Annotated in this window: 20 protein-coding genes; 10 read left to right on the forward strand and 10 right to left on the reverse strand. The window is 58.3% G+C overall.

Going from position 1 to position 20,406, the window contains the following annotated elements:
- Positions 1 to 46: 46 nt before the first annotated feature.
- Positions 47 to 1,921 (reverse strand): TPR end-of-group domain-containing protein, encoded by a 1,875-nt coding sequence (locus ACFSOZ_RS25900; protein WP_379102561.1) that lies wholly within the window; start codon positions 1,919 to 1,921, stop codon positions 47 to 49.
- Positions 1,922 to 2,210: 289 nt separating this feature from the next.
- Here ACFSOZ_RS25900 and ACFSOZ_RS25905 point away from each other — a divergent pair, with 289 nt between their 5' ends.
- From ACFSOZ_RS25905 to ACFSOZ_RS25940, 8 genes are all read left to right on the forward strand, one after another.
- Positions 2,211 to 2,876 (forward strand): DUF3450 domain-containing protein, encoded by a 666-nt coding sequence (locus tag ACFSOZ_RS25905; RefSeq protein WP_379102563.1) that lies wholly within the window; start codon positions 2,211 to 2,213, stop codon positions 2,874 to 2,876.
- A gap of 7 nt (positions 2,877 to 2,883) precedes the next feature.
- A complete protein-coding gene (locus ACFSOZ_RS25910; RefSeq protein ID WP_379102565.1) occupies positions 2,884 to 5,949 on the forward strand; it encodes an OmpA family protein in 3,066 nt (1,021 codons plus the stop codon).
- A 13-nt stretch (positions 5,950 to 5,962) separates the two neighbouring features.
- Entirely contained in the window at positions 5,963 to 6,457 is a 495-nt protein-coding gene (locus tag ACFSOZ_RS25915; protein ID WP_379102567.1) for a Rab family GTPase, read from the forward strand.
- Positions 6,458 to 6,460: 3 nt separating this feature from the next.
- A complete protein-coding gene (locus ACFSOZ_RS25920; protein WP_379102569.1) occupies positions 6,461 to 7,531 on the forward strand; it encodes an adenylate/guanylate cyclase domain-containing protein in 1,071 nt (356 codons plus the stop codon).
- Between the two features lie 169 nt (positions 7,532 to 7,700).
- Entirely contained in the window at positions 7,701 to 8,312 is a 612-nt protein-coding gene (locus ACFSOZ_RS25925; RefSeq protein ID WP_379102571.1) for a rod-binding protein, read from the forward strand.
- Positions 8,313 to 8,408: 96 nt separating this feature from the next.
- Entirely contained in the window at positions 8,409 to 8,834 is a 426-nt protein-coding gene (locus ACFSOZ_RS25930) for a hypothetical protein (RefSeq protein WP_379102573.1), read from the forward strand.
- Between the two features lie 67 nt (positions 8,835 to 8,901).
- A complete protein-coding gene (locus ACFSOZ_RS25935; RefSeq protein WP_379102575.1) occupies positions 8,902 to 9,417 on the forward strand; it encodes a hypothetical protein in 516 nt (171 codons plus the stop codon).
- A gap of 199 nt (positions 9,418 to 9,616) precedes the next feature.
- Entirely contained in the window at positions 9,617 to 9,901 is a 285-nt protein-coding gene (locus ACFSOZ_RS25940; RefSeq protein ID WP_379102577.1) for an SCP2 sterol-binding domain-containing protein, read from the forward strand.
- A 156-nt stretch (positions 9,902 to 10,057) separates the two neighbouring features.
- Here the strand turns inward: ACFSOZ_RS25940 and ACFSOZ_RS25945 are convergent, their stop codons facing one another.
- A complete protein-coding gene (locus tag ACFSOZ_RS25945) occupies positions 10,058 to 10,255 on the reverse strand; it encodes a hypothetical protein (protein ID WP_379102579.1) in 198 nt (65 codons plus the stop codon).
- Positions 10,256 to 11,192: 937 nt separating this feature from the next.
- On the opposite strand from ACFSOZ_RS25945, the gene ACFSOZ_RS25955 reads away from it, so the two are divergent.
- A complete protein-coding gene (locus ACFSOZ_RS25955) occupies positions 11,193 to 11,459 on the forward strand; it encodes a hypothetical protein (RefSeq protein WP_379102582.1) in 267 nt (88 codons plus the stop codon).
- A 66-nt stretch (positions 11,460 to 11,525) separates the two neighbouring features.
- Here ACFSOZ_RS25955 and ACFSOZ_RS25960 read toward each other — a convergent pair whose 3' ends face one another.
- The 5 genes from ACFSOZ_RS25960 to ACFSOZ_RS25980 are packed head-to-tail and all read right to left on the reverse strand — an operon-like array spanning position 11,526 to position 17,090.
- Positions 11,526 to 12,161 carry a hypothetical protein gene (locus tag ACFSOZ_RS25960; RefSeq protein WP_379102585.1) on the reverse strand — a complete coding sequence of 212 codons (636 nt, stop codon included), beginning with the start codon at positions 12,159 to 12,161 and terminating at the stop codon, positions 11,526 to 11,528.
- Positions 12,158 to 13,774, reverse strand: a complete 1,617-nt coding sequence (locus tag ACFSOZ_RS25965; RefSeq protein WP_379102587.1) for a DUF2793 domain-containing protein — start codon at positions 13,772 to 13,774, stop codon at positions 12,158 to 12,160. Before ACFSOZ_RS25965 ends, ACFSOZ_RS25960 begins: the two co-directional genes overlap by 4 nt.
- Positions 13,771 to 13,950, reverse strand: a complete 180-nt coding sequence (locus tag ACFSOZ_RS25970) for a hypothetical protein (RefSeq protein WP_379102589.1) — start codon at positions 13,948 to 13,950, stop codon at positions 13,771 to 13,773. The genes ACFSOZ_RS25965 and ACFSOZ_RS25970 overlap by 4 nt, the downstream gene beginning before the upstream one ends.
- A 60-nt stretch (positions 13,951 to 14,010) precedes the next feature.
- On the reverse strand, positions 14,011 to 16,887 hold the full coding sequence (locus ACFSOZ_RS25975) for a tape measure protein (protein WP_379102591.1): 2,877 nt from the start codon (positions 16,885 to 16,887) through the stop codon (positions 14,011 to 14,013).
- Positions 16,887 to 17,090, reverse strand: a complete 204-nt coding sequence (locus ACFSOZ_RS25980; RefSeq protein ID WP_379102592.1) for a hypothetical protein — start codon at positions 17,088 to 17,090, stop codon at positions 16,887 to 16,889. The genes ACFSOZ_RS25975 and ACFSOZ_RS25980 overlap by 1 nt, the downstream gene beginning before the upstream one ends.
- A 133-nt stretch (positions 17,091 to 17,223) precedes the next feature.
- Between ACFSOZ_RS25980 and ACFSOZ_RS25985 the strand changes: the two genes are divergently transcribed.
- Positions 17,224 to 17,928 carry a phosphatidylserine/phosphatidylglycerophosphate/cardiolipin synthase family protein gene (locus ACFSOZ_RS25985; protein ID WP_379102594.1) on the forward strand — a complete coding sequence of 235 codons (705 nt, stop codon included), beginning with the start codon at positions 17,224 to 17,226 and terminating at the stop codon, positions 17,926 to 17,928.
- A 323-nt stretch (positions 17,929 to 18,251) separates the two neighbouring features.
- Here ACFSOZ_RS25985 and ACFSOZ_RS25990 read toward each other — a convergent pair whose 3' ends face one another.
- From ACFSOZ_RS25990 to ACFSOZ_RS26000, 3 genes are read right to left on the reverse strand one after another with little or no spacing between them, the layout of a single operon-like run.
- Positions 18,252 to 19,028, reverse strand: a complete 777-nt coding sequence (locus ACFSOZ_RS25990) for an HK97 family phage prohead protease (protein ID WP_379102595.1) — start codon at positions 19,026 to 19,028, stop codon at positions 18,252 to 18,254.
- Complete coding sequence (locus tag ACFSOZ_RS25995) at positions 19,025 to 19,633, reverse strand: hypothetical protein (RefSeq protein ID WP_379102597.1); 609 nt, start codon at positions 19,631 to 19,633, stop codon at positions 19,025 to 19,027. Before ACFSOZ_RS25995 ends, ACFSOZ_RS25990 begins: the two co-directional genes overlap by 4 nt.
- Positions 19,634 to 19,642: 9 nt before the next feature.
- Positions 19,643 to 20,026 (reverse strand): hypothetical protein, encoded by a 384-nt coding sequence (locus ACFSOZ_RS26000; RefSeq protein ID WP_379102599.1) that lies wholly within the window; start codon positions 20,024 to 20,026, stop codon positions 19,643 to 19,645.
- Positions 20,027 to 20,406 lie beyond the last annotated feature (380 nt).

Here is a 20,406-nt window from a genome sequence, read left to right on the forward strand (position 1 = left end):
ATCACAGCACCAGCACTGCTGCGTTTGCGCTCAACCGGACGCCGGGTCATCCGGCGAGTTCGAGCAGCTTTTGATACAGCGGATGATTGCGGATCGGATCGAGATCTGAATCATTTTTGACCCAGAGTTTCATATCACTTCCAAACTGCTGCAGGCAGATTTCCAGCAGCTCGATGGCCCGATTGATCTCACCAAGCTGCGAATAGGTGCAGGCGGCATTATAGCGGCAGAGGTTGTCGTCCGGATCGATAGCCAAAGCACGCGCCAGCCATTCTTCTGCCCGATCACGTTCTCCGAGGAATGCCAGTGCCACAGCTCCTTGCTGCGCAGGCTTCGAGTTTTCCGGATGCTGCCTGAGCGCCTCTTCGGCTCGTCGCACTCCGAGGCGCGCATATTTTGCCGCTTCCTCCAGACGTCCGAGGGACCGAAGGACACCAATTAGAAAAAGCGGCGCCTGATAGTCATCAGGCTGAATCTCCATTGCACGAAGGTAGTGCTGCGCCGCCTGCTCGAAATCGCCCTTTGTAAGGAAGAATTCGGCGTACAACTGATTGGCTTCGTAGCAATTGGGGTCTAGCGCCAGGGCCTTTTCGAAAGCGACAGCCGCCGCTTCGGCGTGGCTGTCGATCATCAAGGCGTAAGCCCTTGCCGCATATGCTTCCGCCAGATTGGGCTCGAGCGCCAAGGCCTTGCCGGTGGTTGCCAGAAGATCGGCGGCCGAAACCTTCACCCCATGCCTGGAATTGAGGCGCGAATCGCAGTTCGCCATACCCGCGTAAGCGCGCGCGAATCGCGGATCAAGGTCCGCGGCCCTCGCAAACATCCGCCGAGCCAATATCAGTGAGGATCTCGTCGTCGCATGAAGTAGCTGACGACCCCTTAGATAGTGCGTGTACGCTTCGACATTGTCGGTCGGCGCTTGCTCGATTGCCTTCCTCTCGTCCGGCAAGAGCTTGACCTTGAGCTGGTCCACAATCGTTTTGGTGATCTCATCCTGGATAGCGAAAATATCGGTGAGTTCACGGTCGTAACGAGCGGCCCACACATGGCCGCTGGTGGCACCTTCGATCAATTGGGCATTTATCCTGACGCGACCCCCGGCTCGGCGAACGCTACCCTCGACCACATAGGCGACGCCAAGCTCCTTCGCTGTTTGCTCCAGGTTCACCGCCTTACCCTTGTAGGTGAAGACCGTATTGCGCCCGAGTACAAATAACCCCGAAACGTTCGACAGGTCGGTGATGATGTCCTCGGTGATGCCGTCGCTGAAAAACTCCTGTTCGGGGTCGTTGCTCATGTTGGCGAAGGGCAGAACGGCCACCGACGGCTTGTCGGAGCGCTCACGTACTTGACTGCCCTCGACTGCTGCCGGAGCGACGCTGCTGTCGGGTGATCTCAGACTGATGAAGTAGACACGCACCGACTGGGCAATATTCTTGACGGTCTTCTCGCCTTGATCGACGAACTCAAGTTCCAGCTTGTTGCCGACGTGATTGCGCACCGCTTCTGAACACGCAATGCCGCCTGGCCCAGCAAGGCCCTCGAGACGCGCGGCCATGTTCACGCCGTCACCGTAGAAGTCCTCACCATCGACGATGATGTCGCCGACATTGATGCCGATGCGGAACTTTATGTGCCGGTCTTCGGGAATGCCCGCGTTTCGCCCCGGCATACCGCGCTGGATTTGAACGGCGCAACGCGCCGCGTTGAGAACGCTACCGAACTCAACCAAACAGCCATCCCCCATCACCTTGAAGATGCGGCCACCGTGCTGGGCTATGGTGGGATCGAAGAACTCGCGACGATGCTGGCGCAGCGCACTCAGCGTGCGCTCTTCATTGGCCTCCATGAGACGGCTATAGCCCACCACGTCCGCGGCCAAGATGGCGGCCAGACGTCGCTCGACCTGCTGCTCGGACAAAGCCTCGTTCCTCTCAATCGGGAACTATCCTATTCGATCCGGACACTATTGGGCAGCGCTATCGCCGATAGCAGCGCGGAAGGTCCCGAATGGTCGATAGCGGACATTCTTGACTGTCCGCCTTGCCCCTCATGTCAGCCGTTGGACACAGACGTGACTCGCGCTCGGCTGCCTCACGAATAGGCATAAGTCAAGACGATTCCGGCTTGCGGGCCGGGTATTTTGCTGACATGTTTGCCTGTTTATGAATTCTGCACTGTGGCAGGCGTTCAAATAGAGGGGCATAAGGATGGCAAAGGAATCTTCGAGTACCGCGTCTTCAGCAGGTAAGGCGGAGGGAAATCCGATAGGTAATGCAGAGGGAAACGGGCTGAACTTCATGGCGGCCCAGGCTCGCGAGGCCGGGATTTCCGGTGACGCTGTAGGTGTCGACAAGATACGCGATCTGCTGTTCGGCAACCAGATGCAGGACTATGACCGCCGTTTTTCCAAGCTTGAAGAACGGTTCTTGCAGCGCTTCAAGGATGTTGAATCCGAGGCCAAGCGCAATCTTGAAATGTACGAGTCAAATGCAAAGAAGCAGGTCGAATCGCTCGCGGCGCAATTGCGGAGCGAAAAAGATGCACGAGCCGAGGCCGACAAGGAGATTGACCGGAATCTTCGCGAGCAAAATCAGGCACTTGAAAAGCAGGTGCGCGCGTTGTCGGATCAATTGAGCGAGCTTGAGCGCGACGTTGCGGATCGGATAAATCGATGCGATCATTTGCTGCGTGAGGAAATCAAGCAAAAGAATGAAAGCATTCAGATGCTAATGGAGAAAATGTTCTCCGATCTCAACAACGTCAAGACCGACAGAAATCTTTTGGCTGGCCTGTTTATCGAGGTTGCAAAATGTATAAATCAGGATTCCGGCGGCAACAAGAGTAACTCGGAACGTAGCTGGAAAGTGAGTTGATCGGAACTTGACGTCGACCGTCGACCCAATCAACCTTCCTCAAAGAGCCCCGTCGAGCGATGCCAAGATTGATCGCGAGGCTCTGGCTATTCTTTTGGTCGAAATTGCCCGGAACGTTGATCCGGACCATCATGCGCGTGTCGACGGAGTTCCAACCGCCGATCCTCGCATGGAAACGCTGCGCCAGTTGCTGGTCGGCCGCGAAATTTCCGAGCTTTCTCGAGTTACGCATCTGCTGGGCGAACCGGAGCAGCTTGCGGCAGCAGTGGGTGACGTTCTTCCCGGTGCAGCCGCACGGGCGCCTCATGCGCAACTCGGCGAGGCCCTTGCGCCAGCTGTCGAGAGGGCTGTGCAACGGTCGATCCAGAAGAGCCCGCGCACGCTGACGGATATATTATACCCGGTGTTTCTGCCGGCAATTCGCAAGTCGATCGGGGAAAAGATCGACCAGACCTTTCAGTCGCTGAATGAAACTTTAAGACATATATTTACTTGGCATGGGCTCAAGTGGAGATTTGAATCTTGGAGAACCGGCGCCAGCTTCTCAGAAGTTGTTCTGAAGCATTCGCTTGTCTATCGTGTAGAGCACGCCTTTCTCATCAGCCGCAATTCAGGGCTTTTGATAGCTCATGTAACTGCATATAATGTAACTAGCGAGGATCCGCAATTAATTTCTTCGATGCTTAGTGCAATTCAAGATTTTGTTAAAGATTCATTTAACGAGAAAGAACAGAGTAGCCTTGACACTATCCGTTTTGGCGATCTTCGTCTCTGGTCGGAAGTTGGACAGTTTGCGACCCTGGTTTCGGTGATCCGAGGAAATCCGCCAGAGGAATTACATGAAATAGTTCGCGATGTATTGCTTCGTATCCATCAGGAATACTCCCAGGCTTTAGAGGAGTTTGACGGCGACAGTTCGCAGTTGGCCGGCGTAGAGGCGCAGTTACAGACGTGCGTTGAGCTGAAGCAGGAGGAATCAAACCAGGGATTTCCGTGGCTGGTAGTGGCTGCAGTCCTGCTGCTTTTGATTCCGGCAGGCGGCTGGTTCTTTCTTTCCTGGCAATCCGGGCAGCGCTGGCAGGCCTATGTGTCGCGACTGGAGACCCAGCCGGGCATCATCGTGTCCGAACAAAAGATACGCTACGGTCAATTCTATATTGCCGGCCTGAGAGACCCGCTTGCCGCCGACCCGCAGTCGCTGTTGGCCGGAACGCAGGTCGATCCGGCCCGCGTTCATTCGCAGTGGCAATTCTATCAGAGCCTTGAGCCGGAGTTCGTGTTGAAGCGGCTGACGGCTTCGCTGGCTCCGCCGGATTCGGTACGACTTTCGATCGTCAATGGTCGCATCGTTGCCGAGGGTGAGGCTCCCGACACCTGGATCAATCGGGCGCAGGCCGCCGCCCAGCAGCTTTCGGCAGGCGGACCGGAATTCGACATCTCCAAGGTTCGTGATGTGAGCCCCGAAGCACGCGCGGCGGAGCGCTGGCAGGCCTACGTGTCACGACTGGAGACCCAGCCGGGTATCATCGTTGCCGAACAAAAGATACGCGATGGCCAATTCTATATTGCCGGCCTGAGAGACCCGCTTGGCGCCGACCCGCAGTCGCTGTTGTCCGGAACGCAGATCGATCCCGCCCGCGTTCATTCGCAGTGGCAATCCTATCAGAGCCTTGAGCCGGCGTTCGTGCTGAAGCGACTGACGGCGTCGCTGGCTCCGCCGGATTCGGTACGACTTTCGATCGTCAATGATCGCATCGTTGCCGAGGGTGAGGCTCCCGACACCTGGATCAATCGGGCGCAGGCCGCCGCCCAGCAGCTTTCGGCAGGCGGCCCGGAATTCGACATCTCCAAGGTTCGTGATGTGAGCCCCGAAGCACGCGCGGCGGAGCGCTGGCAGGCCTATGTGTCGCGACTGGAGACCCAGCCGGGCATCATCGTTGCCGAACAAAAGATACGCGATGGCCAATTCTATATTGCCGGCCTGAGAGACCCGCTTGGCGCCGACCCGCAGTCGCTGTTGTCCGGAACGCAGATCGATCCCGCCCGCGTTCATTCGCAGTGGCAATCCTATCAGAGCCTGGAGCCGGCGTTCGTGCTGAAGCGACTGACGGCGTCGCTGTATCCGCCGGATACAGTGCGACTTTCGGTCGTCAATGATCGCATCGTTGCCGAGGGTGAGGCTCCCGACACCTGGATAGATCGGGCGCGCGCAGCGGCCCGACAGCTTTCGGCAGGCGGACCGGAATTCGACATCTCCAAGGTTCGTGATGTGAGCCCCGAAGCACGCGCGGCGGAGCACTGGCAATATTATGTGTCGCGACTTGAGGCCCAATCGGGAATCATCGTCGCCCAACAAACGGCGAGGGGCGGACATTTCTACATTACCGGTCTGAGAGACCCGCTTGCCGCCGACCCGCAAGCTCTGCTGTCCGGAACGCAGGTTGATCCTGCCCGTGTTCATTCACAGTGGCAATTCTATCAGAGCCTTGATCCGAAGTTCGTGGTGAAGCGGCTGACGGCGTCGCTGACCCCACCGAAATCGGTTCTGCTTTCGATCGTCCAGGGTCGCATCGTTGTCGTGGGTGAAGCTCCTGCCGGCTGGATCAACCGGGCGCGGGAAGCCGCCGAACAACTTTCGGCGGACGGAGTGGTTCTGGATGTCTCACAGCTGCGTGAGCTGAACCTTGCAGAACTCAATCAGTTGAGAGCGGCCATCCAGGCGACCGATATTTTCTTCTATTCCGGCAAAGCTGTGCCGGGACCAGAGCAGACGCCGGTTCTCGACAGATTGGCGGATCAATTGAAGGAATTCGCCCAAAGTGCCCGCAAGTCAGGCGTAACAGCGCGGTTCATGTTGACCGGCCATTCGGACGGCACGGGCCGTGAGACGGCCAACGTGTCGATCAGCGCCGCCCGCGCCGAGGCAGTTCGTGCGCTTCTCAACAGACGCGGCGTCGCTCCGGAGCTGCTGCTGGTTCGGGGCGCGGGCACCTTTGAGCCGGCGGTGCCTGAAAATAGTCAAACGGGTAGCTCCACCAATCGCCGGGTTTCGGTTACGGTAAACCTGGACTAGGGCGGAGCCCAAGATGTTGCAAAAAAAGATCTGCATGTTGGGCGGGTTCTCTGTCGGAAAGACGAGTCTGGTTCGCAGGTTTGTGCAGAGCATCTTTTCAGAAACCTATTTGACCACGGTGGGAGTGAAAATCGACAAGAAGAGTGTCGCACTCCCGGACAAAACCGTGGATCTGATTTTGTGGGACTTGGCCGGCGAAGACGATATCGGCTCATTCCGCGTCAGCCATGTGCGAGGTGCGACCGGGCTTGTGCTTGTCGTCGATGGAACCCGCGCCGCTACTCTTGCCGCGGCACTCACGCTGCGCGAGCGGGTCGAGGCCGAATTCGGCGCTATGCCGTTTGTATTGCTGTTCAACAAATCCGATTTGGCCGATCGGTGGGAAATATCGGATAGTGAGATTGACGGACTGCGGCAACTTGGATGGCAAATCTATCTAACAAGTGCGCTTTCCGGTGAATCTGTTGATGATGCGTTTCGTCAGCTTGCTTCGATGGTTACCAAATAGACCATGCATAGATTGCCGAAAGAAGTCGGAAGCTGGATTTATAATTTCTTCTACAATGAGCACTCTATCGCATATCTGAAAATTGACGCCCAGCTTTGCATAGCTGCAAAGGGCGGTAACGTTGAACATTACGGGCTCTCATCGCTTCGCATTGGTCAGCCTGTTGCCGATCAGCTTGAATTCATGGAAGGTTTGCTGCCTTCCCCGGAGCTTCCATATCATATGGCCATGGTCGAACTGCCCAACGGGCGTGTCGCGGACCTTCATCTTTTTGCTGACAATGCCTGCGTGTGGCTGCTCTTTCTTGACACCACTGCCGAACGCGACAATAGGCAGCGGCTTCAACAGAAGGCCTATGAAATGACGCTTCTGCAAGAGAGGGAGCGTCAACTCAACGAGAAACTACAATCGATGAACGAGGCGTTGAGGGAGAGCCAAGAGGGATTGTCGCGTGAATACCAGCGCGCCGAAACCCTACTCCTCAACATTCTTCCGGCGTCGATCGCGGAGCGGTTGAAAGCACACGAACAAATTGCAGACAACCACGCAGAGGTGAGTGTGCTTTTTGCCGACATCGTCGGTTTTACGGAAAGAGCGCGGAGCGTCGGAGCCGTGACCACGCTCGCTATTTTAAACTACTTCTTCAAGGCGGCGGATCAGCTCTCGGAACGATACGGCTGCGAAAAGATCAAGACCATCGGCGATTGTGTGATGGTGGTCGCTGGCCTGCCCACCGCGCGATCCGATCATGCAGAAGCCCTTGCCCATTACGCACTTGAACTGCGGGAGGCGGTTAAGCGCGAACGCTTCGCAGGAGAACGGCTAAGACTCAGAATTGGAATTCACTCAGGACCAATCGTCGCGGGCGTCATAGGCAACAGGCGGTTTGCCTATGACCTGTGGGGCGAGACCGTTAATCTCGCCGCACGTATTCAAACGTCAGCGGAGCCCGACGAAATCCGTATTTCGGATGCAACTCACAAACTGCTTGGACCAAAATTTGCTTGCGACCCACTCGCGGAAACGGAATTGCGCGGTACAGGTCGTGTGCGAATGTGGCGGCTCTCGGCCTGATTTGCGATCGTTCTTCCCTGCACCACCAGCGGACCTGCTGTTTCCGGCCCAAAGCGCGACGTCCGTGTAGCAGCATGGCGATGTCCATAGTCAGCGCTTGGCAGACCAACGACACATGCCTGCATTCTGCCTCTCCCGCCGCGCAAGCCTGCCACAAGCTTGTTGAGGCATGGTCTGGCTAAGGAAAACCGATAAAAGGCGGACTTTCTTGGCGATTTCTCCACCCAGCGACATCGTTATGGATGTGGCCCGAGCCGTCGACCCGACGGATATCGAGGCCGCCCGCGCCGCGCTGACTAAGCGGGCCGGTGGTGCTGCCGGGACGTTTTCGGTCGACACCGGCGCTTCGGTCGATGCTGGCTCGATCCTGTCGCGCGCCACCGCCGACAAGGCTGCGGCGACAACCGACCCGGCCAAGAAGTTCAAGAAGTTCGAGGCCATGGTGCTGCAGACCTTCATCCAGAACATGCTGCCCAAGGACACCGAAGGCGTCTACGGCAAGGGCCTGGCCGGCGACATGTGGAAATCGCAGCTAGCCGAGCGGGTGGCCGACGTCATGGCCGAACGCGGCGGCATCGGCATCGCCAAGTCGATGCTCGCCGACCACTATCTCGAGGGGAAGCGCGTCGTGCCGGTCGGTCCGGTTTCGGGCGGGCCGGAAAAGACCGAGATCGATCAACAGAACAGTCTGTCGACCTCGCTGGTCCACGAATTGCAGCGCAAGGCGGCGCGGTCGATCACCGGTGACGAGACCGCCATCAAGACAGACATCAAGATCTAGGGCAGGCCCCAAACCGGGAGCCGGCTTTGGGAAAGATCATGCTTAAACACTGAGATAATGCGTAACCGAGTTCAATCTAACCAGACCGGGATTCTCATGGCCGACTTTTCGGAATTCACCGCCAACCTGCCAGCACGCACGACCGCGTCGGAAGCCCCGATCCCGTTCGCGCGGCCTGGCAACCTCGCCGCCATCATCGGCCGCATCGAGGAAGTGGTCGAGGAAGAGACGGCCGGCATCCGCAACGCCACCAACTATGATCTCAAGGCGTCGAACGCCCGCAAGAGCCGCTATCTCTACGAGTTGACCCGCGCCATGAAGGGCGGAAGCGAAGCCGAATTCCTCGAACAGCACCGCGAGGGCCTGACCCGGCTGCGCCAGAAGCTGGCGAAGAACGAGGCCGCGATCCTGGCGCACCTCAGCGCGGTCAACGAAGTCGCCACCCTGCTGCGCCACGCCATCCAGCGATCGCAAACCGACGGCACATACTCCGCCGGCGAGTTCGGTTGGGCGAAGACATGATGCCGAGAACAATGTTCGGACAAGAGGGCAGTACCGCGTCCGCATCGCAAGGGAATGACAAGGCCCGATGATCAAGGTCATCGCCATCGCCGTCTGGATCTGCGCCGCCACGCTCGGCGCCGTGTTCTATTCGTTCCAGGCGGCCGGCGAGGCTGGTGTCGGCGAGACGCCGAAACCGATGCTGGGCGGCCTCGACTACGTCAAGACCGACATCATTTCGGTGCCGCTGATCCGCGATTCCCAGATCGGCGGCTATTTCCTGACCAAGCTTGTCTACACGGTCGAACCCGAGCAGATAAAGAAGCTGTCCATTCCGGCGGAAGCGCTCATCACAGACCAGGTCTATAGCTACCTCTACTCCAATCCGCAGATCGACTTCACCAAGAAGGCGACGATCGATCTCGATGCCTTCCGCGCCGCGATCCGCGATACCGTCAACACCCGTGTCGGCGCCACCTTGGTGCATGAGGTTCTGATCGATCAGGTCAATTTCCTGAGCAAGGACGAAATCCGCGACAACTGGCTGCGCCGCAAGAAAAGCGAGACGGCGGCGGAAATGACCAAGGCATTCAAGGAACATTGATCGCGCCGCTGCTTGCAGCTTCCGATCACACCGGGACGTCATCCGATGCGGCGATAGGAACCAGCCACCGGAATTCGCGTTGACGTAAACGTCAACCCAAAGCTATATGCGGCATCGGCCGTGATCGCGAAAAACGCGGCATGGCGACTTAAGCCGTATTTAGGCGCCGTTGCGCGACCAACCAGACAAGGAGAACAGCGTGAGCGTTCAGGAGATTGCCGAGAAGATCAAGTCGCGCGTGGCGAGCAGCGGGTTCGATCGTTCCGTGAAATTCGACACCGGCGGCGATGGCGTCATCGTCATCGACGGCGCAACCATCTCGACGACAGACGCGCCCGCCGATTGCACCATCAAGCTCTCGCTCGACGATCTGGATTCGCTGATATCAGGCGACCTGAACCCGACCATGGCCTTCATGACCGGCAAGATAAAAGTCGAAGGCGACATGACTGTCGCCATGGCGCTCAGCCAGTTGATCGGCTGACCGCTTTCAGACGCACAAAACGCCGCCCGGTGGGCGGCGTTTCTATCCTATAAACCATTGATTTTATTGTATTCTGGTTATCATACCATACCGCCAAACATAGCACAAAAAAGCCCGCCCGAGGCGGGCTCTGTCTACGTTCGATGTCGGAGCGGTTTAGGCGGCCACCAGAGCCTCGCCCAAAATCATCAATTCAGGAAATACACAATCATCGAGGCGGCGTCGGATCCCGTAAAGCTCGTCGCCGCGGCTCGTCCTTGTTCTGCAGACAACAACGGCCGGCATCGGCTGATCGCGATGCGTGACTGCCTGGCCAATGGCAAAACGATAGGCGGTATCGACATGCATGTTCATGGCGGGTCTCTCTCTTCGGCTGCTTAAGGCCGTATTGAGCCAGGTTCGCCTGGCGCCGGGGGAAAGCACCCGTGAGAAGAGAACGGGCCGTCCGCTTTTAGCTTTCGCTTGGACATAGCAAGACGCCCCCGGCAAGCCGAGAAATGCCACCCCAAAACCCTGCAAGCCCGACCTATATTTGGTTGGTACTCACCCCACATGTAAGGTGGCCTAGATTCGCCGTGTTGTCAAAGGGCAAATCACAGATTATTTTTAGGCGTTATTTGGCTCGAAAGGCGTTTTCGCCTATGTGCGTCAAGCGAGATAGGCGAAAACGCCTAAAAGGTATGCCCATTTACCTTTTTATACTTTGATAGACATGCAAACGGGCATATCGGCCTCCAGACATTTCATAAAATGCAGCGGCGTCAAATCAAGCTGCGGACTTCAGCCATTTGATACATATTGCGCAAGAGCCCCGCCTGCGCAATGCTAAGGCGTGGAGGGATAGACAATATGGAATTCTTCATTGTCTGGCTGGGTTGCGCCGCGGTAACTGCAGCGATCGGCTCGTCCAAAGGCCGGAGCGGAGTCGGCTGGTTTTTCATAGGTGCCATTCTCGGCATCTTTGGGATTATTCTTGTTGCCTGCTTGCCATCCCTTGAAACCAGGCCGTCCGGAAGGTCTCGAACCTATTACGATCATGCTGCCGGAGTAAGAACCTTACCCCCATCGCCTGCGAAAAAATGTCCTGACTGCGCGGAGGATGTGAAGGTCGACGCAAGGATTTGTCGCTTCTGCCGGCACGATTTCACTGCTGTTCGATCCGTGAAAGCCAGTTGAGGCGTGCGGCGGCGCCGAGGTGAATTGCCGCCTGTGGCCTGCGCTGCGTAGGGATCGCATCTTTCGCGCCAGCGATCTATTCTGCTTGGCTCATAGAAGGGGGAGAATATTCAAAATGGTGGGATTTCCAGACGGCCACGAGCGACTTTGCGCCATCGAATGGCTGGTGCAGCGCCTTGCGGTCGAACACTGCTTGCGCACGCCTAATCCGGCGGCCGCTGCCGACAGGCTAAAGGCCGAAGGCGAGGAATATGGAATGCTGGTGATGACTAGCGCCATCAACACCGGCGTTGCCGAACAAGGGGTAACGGGAGTGGAAATCAGCGCCGCACTGGCGACGCTGCTGGAACATATCCCCGATGACGTCAGAGCGGCTTTGTAACGACCGTCAGAACATCACGGCTGGCGTTCTGATCGGCTATTATCTGAAATCGCCTTGGGGCGTGCTTTAATACGCAGCCAGCTTGAATTCGATCTCATAGAGGAACGGCGACTGGTTGGTGGTGCCAGATGTCTGAAGCATACGATGATACCGATAGCCCACAGCTTGGGCTGACATAGTGGTAATCACCTGCGTTGTGCCGCTCCCCAGGCTGAATGTTGAGCCGATGCTGTTCCAAGACGATCCGTCATCGCTGCCTTGCCATTGCCAGGTGCCGTGCGATGCATTGACGCCTTGATACCAAGTTATCTCGGTGATCAACTTCGGAGTGATGAAATCGAACTTGACCTCTCGGCCCGACTGGCCGCCGGTCCACCAGAAAGATCCCGACGCGTTGGCGCCGTCGATTAGCCCAGTGACGGCACCACCGCCGACCGTGGCAGTGGTCGTAATGGTAATGATCGATGTACGGTTGCCAGTACCTCCGGAGTTGGTATAGGCGGGCGTTGGTATCTCGCTCCCCGACACCGATCGCGGAACGACCATCGGAAACGGGAACGTCGCCTCGAACTGGTGAGATGCCGAAGCACGGCGCTCCAGCCTAGGTCTTGCCAAGCGCTCGATCTGTGTCGCCATGCTCTGGCGGACATCATCCCCTAACGGGCGAACAATGGCCGGGATGTCCGGCGGTAGGTCGATCATTGCAGCGCCACCACGTTCAAGTGCGAGAACCCGTTGAGCACGGTGATATGGAAGAGGAAGTCATCCCCGTTCACGGTGGTCAGGGCATCGCCCGTCTTCTTGGTGAAGCCGGACGTGGTGAGCGCGCCGGCCGACCCATTGTTGGTGTATTGGATGACCATAGAAAGCGCATTTCCACCGCCGGTCGAAGGCGGTGCCAGCGTGTGAGCGCCCCCATTGACGGCATACTGCAGGTTGCCGTTGGCGGGGTCGGGCGTGAAGGTGCCAGAGGATTTGGTTCCGGCACTGTAGCCGCTAGCCGTATAGCCCGCCGTAAAATTGGCTGTCGCGTTCGAACGAAGAACCGCCGAGTTGAGCGGCGATCCATCCGCCCGAAGGTAAAGGAGGCAGATAACGTTGTCGCTGGCATCTTGAACGAAGCAAGCGCGATCGCCGGCCGCCGTGGTGATGTTGGCGCCGCCGGGCAATTTCAGCGTGGTGGCATTATGGGTAAGCGTCAGGATGCCATCGAAGATGATCCATGCGACGCGGCCATCCTTCGCCGTAGCCCAATCGATGTCGGTGATCGTGGTCGTGCCCGTGACGTGGAAATATCCGCCTTCGCCAAGCGCCGTGGTGGTGGCGCTGGCGACGTCGGCACCCTTTTCCCAAAGGGCAGCCAGCGCATCCGCGGTGACGCCTTTGGCGGTGTCCGTTCCGGTCAGGACTTCCGTCGGCGATGCCGCGGTGAAGCCGCCGATACCAGCTTGCGCAAAAGCAAGGGAGGTCGATCCCGGCGTGATCGGTGCATTTGTCGTGCAGGTCCATTGCGTGTCGGCCTGCGTGGTGCCTTCACTGACATAGCAGGAGGCATCGACCAACTCAGCGCCGCTATCGGCATCGGCGGCACGCGTCGGCGCCCCACTGGCGTTAACCGTATAGATGCCGTTTTCAGCGCCACTCGACTGGTTCTTGATCAGGATCCGATCGCCGGTGGCAAGCGTGACACCATCGAGCGTATCTCCGTTCTCGAAGGAGCTCGCTAGCGTTCCGGCGCCGGTCGTCGCGGCGCGAACTGCCTGCTTCCACGAGAGGCCGGTGACCTTGCCGTCGACATAGGTTTTCACGCCCTTTTCGGTGGTGACCTTGGCATCCGAGTTGCTGGCGAACGTGCCATCGGTCGAGATGGCGACGCCGCTGTCCTTGATCAGCTTGCCGGTCGTCGTATCGAACAGGGCGATATTGTTATTGACGGCGCTCCCCGGCCCAACGACGTCACCGGCACCACCGCCACCGGCCAGCAATGACCATGTCGAGCTATCGAAGAAGTAATAGGCGTTGGCGTCCTGGGCGTAGGCAAGAGCGCCTTCGATCGCCGGCAGGAAGAACCATGCCGCGTTGTAATACACGGCTACCTTTGTTGCCTGTCCTGACCACGCGCCTGTTGGTGATGCACCAAGGCAATACGCGTCACCTTCTGCCGGCGATCCGGGCGGGGCGGTATCGCCAATAGAGACAGCCGGGAAGCAGAAAGCACCAGCCTCCAGCTTGGCGATCGCCTCATTGACCGTCACCGACCGGTTGTTCTGCGTTTCCGCCAATTCGGTGATGCCAAGGCGATTGGAAGTCGTCATGCCGGCACCTCGCTGTCAATCGCCGCCAGAAGCAGAGCCGGCCCCAATTTGGTGACCGATGCGATTGCAACGTCCGAGTAACCGAGACTCCGGCATCTAGACCGAAAATCGAGGAACTGAACAATTAGTTTCCCGTCAATCATGCACGGCTCCGCCGCGCCGTAGAGCGCTGTCATTCTAGTTTTCTCCTGAGATGTTTGTTTGGTTTGTGGCTACTGGCCTGCAGTGCCTGCCGCCTAGCGCGTGCGCATGGTCCGCTCCAGATGCGCGGCGGTTCTTGCCGCGATCTGGTTTTGTGACTCGACAAAGGATTGAGCGTCTGGCGTAACTACCGTGATCGCTACGCTTATAGGTCGACCGTTGTCGTTGGCGCCCCGTTGCATGCGCGTGGCGCCTATTCGGCCAAGCGAGCCGGCGGCATGGTTCAACCGCCCAACGTAACCGCCCTGCGCATAGCCTGGCACGCCCGCATTCATCGCCTCGAGCAGACCGCGGTTCTTTGCGGTTGCGCGCGCGTTAACGACAAACTCCTTGCCGTGAACAACGCCCGCAGGCTCGCCAACGCCGCCATTTCCGGTATATCCGCCATCGGCAAAGCCGAACAACTTGCCGACCAGGCCAAGACCGCCGCTTCCCCCGCCGCCAAACAAGTTGTCCAGAGCGATGTCGAGCAGGCGGTCAGCCAACTTGCCAACCGCGTCCTTTAGCGAGTCCGTCAACGACTTGCCGTGCGCCAGATCGGATATGAATCCCTTCAAGGCGCCGGAAAATGCGTCGTTGATTTCCTCCTGCTGCGCAGCAAGGTCTTCTTGCGCTTGCTTAAGTCGGTCTGCCGCCGCGGCTGCAGCATCGTATGCAGAGACCTGCTTAAACCTTGCATCGGCTTCCGCTTCGACTTGGGCACGAACGGCATCCGTTATTGTGATGCCTTCTTTTTCCAACTCAAGTAGCGACTCGCGAATGACCTTGGCGCGTTCGCGCTCCGCATTGGAGGCGGACATCATTGAGGTCTCGAAGCCGATGGATGCCGTTTCAGCAGCTTGCGCCGCTACGACATCCCGTATCTTCTTCTCCTGCTCAGTGCGAAGGTCTATTTCCTGCGTCAAGGCAGTGGTGATGCCTGCGCGCTTCTGCGCGTAGCCAATCACGTCATCAACGGTCGCTCCGCCACCAAGGATGGTCGGGTTGGCCTTCACCTGTGCCGCACCCAACACATCGGCAACCGGCGTTCCCGGCGCGGCTTTTAGGACCGCGATAGCACCTTGCGGCCCAAGGAAGTGCGCCAATTGCAGCGCGGCCTCATCAACGGATACGCCCGCCTTTTGCAGCGTGGTCGCATTCTCACGGGCGTACGCTTCAATAAGTTCGCGCGATTTCTGCGAGTCGTTTCGCAATGCCAATATGGCATCGGTCGACATATTCGCCGCTTCAGCCGGGTAGTATTTGCGGAACAGCGCAAGCCAGGTAGACTCGATGAACTGACCGAGGCCGGTGGCGGAGGAATTGGGGTTCTTGGCATTTGCCTTGCCGCCCGATTCCGCAGTTACTACGTGCTCGACAAAACCGCCAATTGCAGTGTCTGTGTTCTTGGATGTCTTCTCTGACGCAATTTCCTTAGCTGCCTGAATACGCGCAGCGGCTTCGGTCATTGACTGACCGATAGCCTTGGCGGCGTCCATAACCTCTTTCGTGCGGTCTTGGATTTGCTTCTCAACGTCACTGCGGCTGGCGTCGGAGTTGCGCGTGTCAAGGAAGTCGCTGCGCGCCTTGCCGTAAGCCGTGGCCGACCGTTGGCCGGCTAGGGACTCACCCTTGTCGTCGGTGATGCTGAAAATCGCGGTGGCAGCCCTTTGCGCCTCCGCTGTGATCTCCGCGAGCTTTTCAAGCAGTGGATCAAAGGCTTTAGCCATCGCCTTGAGGCGAGCATCGTTGCCAACGATGTTGGCGATTGCCTCCTTGGCCTCCTTGGCGCCAATGGTGCCGTCAGCGATCTTCTGACGTAGTAGGTCGAAAGCCTTTAGCTTGTCAGGGCTGATAGCGGCTAGGCCCGCCCTATAGGCGTCGAAGAGCGCAAGCGCTTGCTTCGTAGCGCCGGATAGTTCCGACCCAAGATCGCGCTTTGACAAGCCGTCCAGCGCATCGCCAAGCTTTGGATCCGACAGCGCGTTGAACGCGGCGTGCAGCGGTTCAAAGCGGCTGATGGTGTCGTTAAGCCAACGGATAAACTTGCCACCGGGAACGCTCGCAACTAGGTCCAACGATGATCCGAGATTATCGAGGATTTGAGACAGATCTTTTAGCAGTTCTCCAACCGATTTGCCGGCCTGCGTCGTATCGTTGAGCTTGCCGATGAACTTTGCCGCGGCGTTCGATACTAGAGTGAAGCCGTCGCCGATCGTCGCGGTCGTGACGTCGAACTGTTTTTGGATCTGCGGGCCGGCCTTGAGGATTGCTTGAAAGACTCGGTCACTCGAAAGCGCACCTTCGGCGCCGAGTTTTTTCAATCCGGCAATATTGGTGCCAAATTCGTCAGCAATAGCCTTCGCGAGCAGTGGCGCGTTCTCACGAATGGAACGCAGCTCGTCGCCCTGCAGCACGCCCGAGCCGAGTGCTTGACTGAGCTGAAGGATGCCGGCCGCTTGCTCGCTTGTTGCAGCGCCGCCAGCCTTGAAAGCCTTGTTGACGATGTCGGTAGCGTCCGCAACTTCTTGCTCGTTCTTGGCAACGCCCTGCGTTGCGCGCGCTAGCTTTGTGTAGAGGTCGACGGTCTCGGTGATGCCGGAACGGCTCTGGTTTGCCAGCTTCGTTAGGTCGGCGAGCGAACGTGTTTGAATGCCGGTCGCTGCCGATGTGGCCTTGAGCTTATTTCCCGCTTCAGTCCAGGCGTCGGCGTATTGCTTGATCTGGTCCGCGCCGAAAGCCGCACCCAAAGCGCCAGCACCTGCCCCTAGTCCGCCAAGATTGAGTGAAAGCTTCTTATTGGTCTGCGCAAACTGAGTTTCGATCTTGCGAAGCTGGGTCTGTGCTGTGCGGTTGGCCTTGTTAAGGGCGTTCTCAAATTTGGTCGTTTTGGCTTCAAGCGAAACGATAAGCTTTTCGATATCCGAGGCCATCAGCGCGCCTCGTTGCGGTCAGCGATCCGCGCCCATGCGCGCGTCAACAGAGCAGCCCCAATGTGGTTGCCAGTCTTGGCGGCCCACAGGGCGAGGGCGTTCGTAATGAAAGCGTCGGAGATGGTGCGCGACGAGTGGCCATCCCGCAGGAGGCGCCGCGCAAGCGCATTCGCGCGGCGCTCGGTCGCGTTAAAATCGGTCATTAGTGGGTCCTTGAAATTGGAAAGGCCGCCGCGTGGGCTGGCTTGGCGCTATATTGTGGTGGCGGTGCTGCTCGGCAAGAAGTTGCCGAGCAGCATCAGGTCATGCATGCTGTGAGATGCTTTGGGGGGACAGATGAACGCGGCTGAACGCTATGGTGCGATTGCGCGCCTGTTAGAAGCACAACCCAACACTGGCGATATCCATGACGTCCTGCGGTGGATGGGACGGGCTCAGGCGCTCGTTGAGGGGGTCTCGCAGCGTAATGCGTCTGGCATTGCCAACGCCGGAACGTTCATGGGGAGTAACGGCACTCAAAAAACAGTCCAAAACGTCAACATGCATTTATACGCAGCACTGGCGATAGCTGAAATGGAGGCACCGCACTCGTCGCAAGGTTCATTCGTAGTCGCGGGCAAGCCATTCGACGCGATGATGGCGGTTGGAAAGGTGCTGTCTGCAGCCAAGAGCAAAGTCCGGATCGTGGACCCATACATGGACGAAAAAGCACTTACCGAATTTGCCCTCTTGGCTAACGAAGGCGTCAATATCGAACTGCTTGGCAGTCCTATGTACAAGACTGCATTGCTCCCTGCCGCTCAGAAGTTCATCCAGCAGTACGGAAGCAACAGGCCGCTAGAGGTCAGGTTGGCCGGCAAGCACGAACTGCACGATCGCTTGATCTTGGTTGACGGAAGTCAGGTATACACACTCAGCCAATCCCTCAGGAATTTCGCCGAGCGTTCTCCCGCACTCATCAGCAGGGTAGATGACCCAGATATCATCGTCTTGAAGATTGCCGCATACGATGCCTTCTGGAATGGCGCAAGCGCGATTTAACCGAACACCGGATACCCTCCCGAATACCGCGCGGTCCTAGGCGGAAACGCCCCAGAGAACCCGATAGGGGGGGGGCTACCGTTCCAGCCGCAATAGCACGGCCGCTACCACATCCTTGAACAACGAACCGCTATCGCGAAACAGCAACCTACCGGCGCCTTTGCGAACAGTCGGCGCCCATATCTGCCACTTCCCATCCGGCCGCTGCGCAAGCTGCGCACCTGCAACGACGATGTCGTCTGTATAAAAATCAAACTCGGCGCGGACGACAGAGCCGCCTGGCCGGAGCGTGTGCGCTGGCCTGGCGTCGGTTACTACTGCGATCATCGTTCCCACGAGGCCAGCGGCAGACCCGTGCTTGCGTTCCGCGCAACTCGCTTCGGCTCGACTTTGGCATTGAGTGCTTCGGCAGTTTTTAGGAGTCGCTTGGATGCGGTGGCCAATTCGTTTCCAACCGCGACGGTGCGTAGAGTCCCGTTCCGGATCTCGGTCTCAATCGGTTGCGCTTCAACAAGGTCTACGATGCGAACGTGGCTATTCCTAACGGCGCCGTCTGCGCAGAGGGATATCTCCTCCATGCCGGCCGCCACGATCAATTTGATATCGCGGCCGCGCAGGGTTTTTGCGACGATCGTTGGCTTTCTGGCCCCGACGCTGACATCAGTCCTGCCGCCTGAGGCGACCATGGATGTCACCACGGCGCCGCTCTGCGTCTCGGGCAGTTCATATTCGAACGCCAGGAAGTCATCGCCGTCGATAAAGCGAAGGCCTGCTGCGGTCGAGCCGAAGTCTGTGTGCTCCGTATGGTCGATTCTAATTTTGATTTCCGACCGCAACGCCTCGGTGAAGCAGCCCTTCACGAATGCGAATTCCTCGCCGTCGCGGTCGAACACCTCGCCATATTGACAGGCGATGCCGCGCAGCGCCGGCCGCTGCATCGTTGACTGAGGATGATTTGCATACATATGGCCTGATATGCCGGCACGCTTGCCGTTGGCCATTCCTGCCATTCCTGCCATTCCTGCCATTTTTGCAGCAATTTCCGCTCGAGCCGCGTGGCGGCTGAGGTCGGGGATTTCGATGATTGAATGGGCGGTCATGCAAGTTCCTTCGGAATGTCGTTTGGCTTGAGGTGGCCGGCTGTTTTGATCTCGTTGAGAAGGATGCCGATGGGGCCGTTACGCCCGCCCTCCAGAATGCGCGAAAAGTGCACGCTCATCCAACCCGACGAATAGCCCGCATCGGCCACCTGAGTGCTCATCTCGCGGCAAGACCGCGCTGCCGCATCGAGCGCGATCAGGGCATCGGTCAGCGCGCCGATACGCTTCCGGTACTCCGGTTTCAGCCGCTGCTGCAGGAGCGCACTGGCGCGCGCGGTTTCGGTCTGGATATCGCGCGTAACGATCTCGCGCGCGTAGGCTAGATCGCGGAGACGTTGGGAGATTTCGCGACGACGAGTTGAGCGCATGGGCCGGCGCGGTACGGGCGTCGTGCCGAGAATTTCAGCCAGCCGCGCTTCTCTATTCTCGTCCGGATCGTCCGGTCCCTCCGCCTGCGCAAGCGCAAACTCTTCGGCGCGCAACAGAGCGGCTTCCTCGCCGATCGCCGCCTTTTTGTCATTCAAGGTGGCTATGGCCGGATTTAGATCGAGAATCGGCGGCACATCGTCGTCGTTCTCAGTCGGTGTCTTGGTTCGATTGAACATGTGGTTGTCCTATTTGTTGAGCAGTTCGCCGCCGATGACGACGATGGCCGCAATGGGGATGATGAAAACCGACACGAAGCCGCCACATGGCGAGCCGAACGTCCGTACGCCGTCAAGCGTACGGATCTCGACAAACCGTCCATCTTGGCTGACGGCGATCTGGCCTTCGGTGGCGTCGGCGGAGAGCAAAGCCATTATTGCGCTTTCGACAGTTAAGCCGTCCGGTGACACAAGCCGACCAGTCGCCTTCTCGTGTTCGACCGCCCGACTCGGCGAAGGTGCCGACAGTGCGAGCAACATCCGCGCGATGTCGCGCTCCGCGATGGGCGGCGCGAATGGGCGACCAGAGCCGATGCGCGCCGCTTCTTTCGCGCGACGCAGCGTCTGAACCACCCGCGGTCTAGGTATTCTTGTGTTCCTGACGATGCAGTCGGGAAGCATCGCGCCGTGTATTTGAACCATGTGACCTCCGGCGCAATGCGCGGTTTGCATTTTTGAAGGAACTAAAACTGCACCGCGACCAGCCGAAAAAGGAGCAAACGGCGGTCGCGGGAGATCAGCGCTAGCAAGACGCAACAGCGCGATCAGGTCGCCACACATGCGGCAAATGGAAAGAAGCCCGAGCGCCGAAGCGCCCGAGCGAACCCGCCTGCGCTCTTGCGCAATGACGGGGGTGCCGCACGCTGAGGGAAGCGGCGGCAGCGATCAGGAATCGAGCAAAACCTGGCCGCAAAAAGAAAAGCCCACCAAAAAAAGCGGGCTTTTCACGTCTT

Origin of the sequence: Mesorhizobium newzealandense (assembly GCF_042682145.1) — a bacterium.
Lineage (GTDB): Bacteria > Pseudomonadota > Alphaproteobacteria > Rhizobiales > Rhizobiaceae > Mesorhizobium > Mesorhizobium newzealandense.